Here is a 1,628-nt window from a genome sequence, read left to right as displayed (position 1 = left end):
CGGCGCACCGCCCTCGTTCGTGAGGCGTATATAGTCGCCACCAACCAGAACTGTCAACACCACTCGACCAAGTTTTTTCGATTTCTCGTGGAGATACCCACGGGGCCGAAATTCGTGAGTTGGCTTGGCTGAATTCTGGCCGGAATTCCGGCGCCGGCCATTCCAGTGATGCGCGTCACAACCTTGGCTCCGAGCGTGTACGGAGGCTCTGAAAATCGCGTGTCGCGGCTAGCGGGATCTCGACTGTCACGCCTCCGAATCCCGCGGATCAGAGCCGTTCCTCAAGCAATTCCGGAGTGATGTTGCGGCCGGCATAGAAGATGCCCAGGATCAGCACCCGCCCACCCTCGACGGCGAAAGCGATACTGACGGCGCGCCGGTAGCCGATGATCCGCAGCCCAGGCATGATTTCGAGCCGTTCGGTGCCTCGCTGTGGAAAAGTCGATAGGCCCAGGCAGTGATCGCGGATACCCACAACGAAATTCCAGGCGATCGCGGGCGACGCACGCTCGGCTATATCGTCATAGAGCTGTTCCAGCTCGGCTTCCGCGCTGGGATGGAAAACAATCCGATACTCCATCCCCTACTTGGCTTTCGCCTGCTTCGCACGATGACGCGCCTCGAGCCGGGAGAAAACCGTCTCGGCAGGAATACCCTTCGCCGGATCCTGCTGGAGCTCGGTCAGCCGCGCCGGGATCTCCTCGCGCAGCCACCTTTCCCGCTCCGCCTCGAAATCCTCGAGCATGCGCAGGCCGGCGCGGACAACCTCACTGGCATTGTTGTAGCGGCCTGATTCGAGTTGCTTCCTGATGAAGCGTTCGTAATGGTCATTCAGAGCGTAATTGGGCATGGCGACCTCATGGAGAGAAGGTGGGTCGCAGGAAGATAGCAATAGATGTCAACAATTGCCAGAATTGGCCGGTCTTGCCGCGTTCTGCCTTTGCTTCGATCGCCTCGCGGACAGGCCACGTCGCAGTGCGTCGACATTAAGGTCGGCGTCGACCCGAACATGACGGCCACCGCCGAATTCGATCTTGATGGTGCCACTCTTCCGACGCCGGCGCCCTAGTGGCGGCGGCGTTTCCATCACCGGCGGCGCTGCCTTCAGCCGGCACATCGCGACCGGCACTAACTGCGAAGTGCCCGCGTCCGACCCGCCGCACAGGTCTTTGCGCCACCGAAAGAGCTGGCTCACGTGAATGCCAGCGGAGCACGCGACTTCCGACGCCGCCACGCCGGCCTCCAACGACGTCGCAACCAGCCGCTTCTTCTCGTCGCGCGACCAGCGCCGCCGCCTCTCGACAGATGTGATCACCTCCGTCCGCGACATTGTCATAGGGCTACTCCTAGGATTGTCCCTAGACTAGGATTCCCGATGTTCGCCGTCAGCCGACAAGGCGGCTCTCACCGGATGGGTACCTTTCCCCTCATTGGTGACCATCATCGGCCCCAAGATCAAACCGGCCGCCGGCTTGGTGCCATGCCATGCGGGCTGTTTGATTTGGCTTGGGGGTTCGATTGCCAGCGTTGATCCGGTTGCGGGGGCGAGGTCGGCAAAGCAAAACGGCCCGCCTGGGGGTGCCTGGCGGGCCGTTTTTGTGATTTGGTTGCGGGGACAGGATTTGAAC

The 1,628-nt window shown here is 61.5% G+C and carries 4 protein-coding genes; all 4 read right to left on the bottom strand.

The genetic code is table 11. The features are described 5' to 3' along the window. Positions 1–268: 268 nt before the first annotated feature. Entirely contained in the window at positions 269–580 is a 312-nt protein-coding gene (locus FJ958_RS31390; protein WP_140749999.1) for a type II toxin-antitoxin system RelE/ParE family toxin, read from the bottom strand. A 3-nt stretch (positions 581–583) separates the two neighbouring features. Continuing rightward, positions 584–850: a type II toxin-antitoxin system ParD family antitoxin gene (locus tag FJ958_RS31385; protein ID WP_140749996.1), complete on the bottom strand. Its 267-nt coding sequence runs from the start codon at positions 848–850 to the stop codon at positions 584–586. Positions 851–898: 48 nt separating this feature from the next. Then, positions 899–1,336, bottom strand: coding sequence for a transposase (locus FJ958_RS31380; RefSeq protein WP_140749993.1), 438 nt, complete (start codon positions 1,334–1,336; stop codon positions 899–901). A gap of 27 nt (positions 1,337–1,363) precedes the next feature. Beyond that, positions 1,364–1,628, bottom strand: a 265-nt coding sequence (locus FJ958_RS31860; protein WP_210243502.1) for a hypothetical protein, incomplete at its 5' end; no start/stop codon positions are given.

It is taken from the genome of Mesorhizobium sp. B2-3-5, assembly GCF_006442395.1.
Lineage (GTDB): Bacteria > Pseudomonadota > Alphaproteobacteria > Rhizobiales > Rhizobiaceae > Mesorhizobium.
Note: the sequence above shows the minus strand (reverse complement) of the source record. Positions and strands in the feature narration are given on the sequence as shown.

Coding starts and splice junctions, on each gene's coding strand:
- FJ958_RS31385 (WP_140749996.1), bottom strand. CDS start 850: ATGCCCAATTACGCTCTGAATGACCATTACGAACGCTTCATCAGGAAG.
- FJ958_RS31380 (WP_140749993.1), bottom strand. CDS start 1,336: ATGACAATGTCGCGGACGGAGGTGATCACATCTGTCGAGAGGCGGCGG.
- FJ958_RS31390 (WP_140749999.1), bottom strand. CDS start 580: ATGGAGTATCGGATTGTTTTCCATCCCAGCGCGGAAGCCGAGCTGGAA.